Source organism: Kitasatospora sp. NPDC004799, assembly GCF_040609095.1.
Classification (GTDB): domain Bacteria; phylum Actinomycetota; class Actinomycetes; order Streptomycetales; family Streptomycetaceae; genus Kitasatospora.
The window spans coordinates 1-3,383 of sequence record NZ_JBEXJK010000610.1 but is presented as its reverse complement, the minus strand read 5'-3'; the positions used below and the strand labels follow the sequence as shown (position 1 = coordinate 3,383).

Annotated in this window: 4 protein-coding genes; 2 read left to right on the top strand and 2 right to left on the bottom strand. The window is 74.1% G+C overall.

What is annotated here, in order from left to right; genetic code table 11:
• The first annotated feature begins 126 nt into the window (after positions 1-126).
• Entirely contained in the window at positions 127-666 is a 540-nt protein-coding gene (locus ABZW03_RS38845) for a hypothetical protein (RefSeq protein WP_355269295.1), read from the top strand.
• A gap of 2 nt (positions 667-668) precedes the next feature.
• Entirely contained in the window at positions 669-1,229 is a 561-nt protein-coding gene (locus ABZW03_RS38840; RefSeq protein WP_355269293.1) for a hypothetical protein, read from the top strand.
• Positions 1,230-1,242: 13 nt separating this feature from the next.
• Here the strand turns inward: ABZW03_RS38840 and ABZW03_RS38835 are convergent, their stop codons facing one another.
• Positions 1,243-2,301, bottom strand: coding sequence for a hypothetical protein (locus ABZW03_RS38835; RefSeq protein ID WP_355269291.1), 1,059 nt, complete (start codon positions 2,299-2,301; stop codon positions 1,243-1,245).
• Between the two features lie 73 nt (positions 2,302-2,374).
• Positions 2,375-2,950, bottom strand: coding sequence for an adenylyl-sulfate kinase (cysC, locus tag ABZW03_RS38830; RefSeq protein WP_355269289.1), 576 nt, complete (start codon positions 2,948-2,950; stop codon positions 2,375-2,377).
• Positions 2,951-3,383: the final 433 nt, after the last annotated feature.

Sequence of the window (3,383 nt, the reverse complement as noted above, 5' to 3'; positions counted from 1 at the left end):
TTCCTCCACAAGCCCCCCCCCCTCAACCCCCCCGGGCGCCACCCCCCCAACTCACCCCCCGGGCGGTGGCGGGCGGCCCCCCCCCGCCCCCCCCCCCCACCCGCCGCCCTCGAGAGGCTGTTCCCGATGCTCTACGCCTTCGGCTTCGACCGGCTGGCCGTCCTCGCCGGCGACCTGTACTTCCAGCACCCGAACCCCCCGCTCGGCCAGGAAGGACCGGAGCGCGGAGTCCGGCTGGAGCTGCGCCGCATCAAGGCCGAAGAGCTGCGCGGCTCGGTCTACTCCGCCCGCCCGATCTCCGTCGAGCAGGCGATCTGGCGGGTCGACCTGCTGGAGACGGTGGACCGGGAGCCGGGCAGCTTCGACCGGACGCACTACCACCCGACCTTCCAGGGCTGGGACGAGAGCGCGCGCCGGTTCGACGAGGAGCTGTCCGCGGATCCGCTGGCCTGGCTGGAGAAGAAGCTGCTGGACCTGCCGGGTGTGCTGAGCGAGGCCGGCGTCCCCGCCGACACGGCCGGCCCCGACGACCTCACCGGCATCCGGCTGGCCACGCCGGAGATCCTCGACGCCACCCGGCGCCTCCTGGCCAGGGTGCGCGCCGGCGAGCTCAACCGCCCCCCGGAGGTCCCCGTGCCGGGACTCGTCCGCTCCAGCTGGCTGTGACCGTGCGCACCGAGCCCACGGCGGACGGCGGTGTCCCGGTGGAACGCTGGGGCGCGGACCTCTACGGCGACCCGTGCGCGGGCTGCGGCTACGCCTGGTCGCTGACCCCGCACGAGGCGGTCCGGTTCCTCGGCACCCTCCCCGCCCGCTTCCGCGAGCTGCTCGAGGGATGCACCGGCGACGAGCGCCACCCCGAGCTGTCCTGGGGCGCCACGGCCTACGTCTGCCACGTGGCGGACAACCTGCGGGCCTGGGCCGAGGGGCTCGGGGCCGGCCTGCGGCTGGGCCGGGAGGTGCCGGTGCCCGGCTACGACCCCGACCTCCTCGCGCAGGCCCGCCGCTACCACCGGATCGAGCCGGCCGCCGCGCTGTGGTCGCTGGAGCGAGCGGCGACGGCCTGGACGGAGGCGGTGCTCGCCGCCCTGGAGCGGGACGTCGTGCTGCTCCACGCGGCCAGGGGAGTGCAGCGGGCGCAGGACGTCGCGCGCAACAACGCGCACGACGCCTTCCACCACGTCCGGGACGTCGAACGGATCCTCGCCTTCGACGCCTCGGCTCGGTGAAGTCTCTTCGTCGTCACAGGAGTTGGTGTCGACTGCGCGCGCGCAAGGCCGTCAGCGCCTGCTCCGTGACGGCGCGGACCCGTTGCGCGGCGGCCGGCTCCAGCGGGCTGCGCAGGTGGGCCGAGGCCGGGTCGAAGACCTCCGCCCGCCCGCCCTTGGAGTACCGCCGGCTCTCCTCCTCGAACCCCGGCGGCAGCAGGGCGTCCGGCGCGACGACGAACCAGTCCTCGGTCGCCAGCAGGCAGGCGCTTTTGTCGGCCACCAGGTCCCGGTAGTCCAGCGCGCGCCAGCGCAGCCCCTCGTCGGCCGACAGGAAGCTGTCCACGGTCCGGCGCCAGGTGTCCGCGTAGAACCCGGCGGTGTCCCCGTCGGGACCGCCGGCACCGCAGGCACCGCCGGCACCGTCGCGCGCCGCGAGCCGCCGGGCGGCCCGGCCGTTCTCGGTGTCCCGGCCCCAGGTCGAGGGCGTGGCCATGTTGGAGGCGACCACCTTGTCGGGCTCGCGCCACAGGAACAGCCACGAGGTGGACTCGCTGTCGGCCAGGGCGGTGGTCACCAGGGGCACGGTCCAGCTGGTGATCTTGACGACCGGCTCGCGGCCGGCCGCGGCCGCCGCGTGGCAGGTGTAGTTCAGCAGGGCCGTCAGCAGGGACTCGAACGCCCTGGCCTCGGCCTCGTCCGCGGCCAGGGCGATCGCCCGGGCGGGGACGGTGACGAAGTCCGGTTCCTTGAGGACCATGGTGGTCGTGCGCAGGGTCAGCAGGTTGGCCAGCAGCGTCGACCCGCACCGCGAGGTGTGGGCGATCACCCGCAGGTGGTCGCCGGGCCGCCGGTCGGCGTACGCGTCGACGAAGGCGGAGAAGGCGACGGCCTGCTCGTCACCGGCACCGGCCGCGGCCACGGTGTCGTCGTACCAGACCTCCCGGAAGTCCTGGTGGGCCAGCCTGGTGAGGTGTACGAGGCCGGCGGCCGGGTCGACGCGGGTGGGCAGGTAGCCGGCTTCGGCCAGGCCGGGCAGGTCGGGCACGTCGGGCGCGGTCGGCACGTCGGGTAGGTCGGAACTCCGGGGCACGCCTCTCTCCTTCTCGGACGACGGATTCGCGGACGGCGGACTCTCAGGCGGCGGTCTCTCGGGCGACGGACTCTCAGAGGGCGGTCTCTCGGACGACGAACCGCTTCGCGACGAGCAGGTCCAGCAGCAGCGCGCCCGACTCGTCGGCCGACTGGCGGCCGGCCGGGATCGTCAGGTCCGGCTCCACGGGCGGCTCGTACGGATCGTCGACGCCGCTGAGCCCCTTCAGGTCACCGGCCCGCTGCCGCGCGTACAGCCCCTTCACGTCCCGGGCCGCGCACACCTCGACCGGTGTCGCCACGTGGACCTCCAGGAAGGCGGTGCCGCTTTTGGCGTGCTGCCGGCGGAGGTCGTCGCGGTCGCCCGCGTACGGCGCGATGACGGGCATCAGGACGATCACCCCGTTGCGGGCGAGGACCTCCGCCATCACCCCGATGCGCCGCAGGTTCTCGTGCCGGTCCGCGGGCGTGAAGCCGAGGTCCGCCGACAGCGTCGCGCGCATGACGTCGCCGTCCAGGACCTCGACGCGGTACCCGTCGCCGCGCAGGCGCTCGGCGACCACCCCCGCGATCGTCGACTTGCCGGCGCTCGGCAGGCCGGTGAGCAGCACGGTCACCCCGCAGCCGCACGCACCCGGAAGAACCGCCATGGTGGGGTCAACCTCCTTCTCGGCCGCGCACGTTGCGGGACGGGCGGTGCGCGCGCCACCCGGTCGGGCCGGGGCGCCCCTGCCGGGAATCCTAGGCGGGACGCACCCAACTCCCAAGAGGGCCACGGTGAGTTGGGAACTTGATGGCAAGGCGGCCGGGGCACGATCATGGGAACCTGTCACCTCCGTCGTCTTCCCGAGGCGGCTGCTCGAGGCGCGCTCCCGGCGAACGGGCGGGCTGGGCGCCATGCCAGTGGTTTGACAGCAATCACACGCCGCTGACCTGCGGCGATGCTTCGAGCAGAGGGTCGGGGAAGACCGCGAGGCCACCGGGGCCGGCTGAGAGAGTGTTGGGTAATCGGGTGACTACTGGTGCTTGAGGTCGTCGGCGAGGCGGCGGGCTGCTTCGGTCTCGATGGGGCCGCGTGGTTCG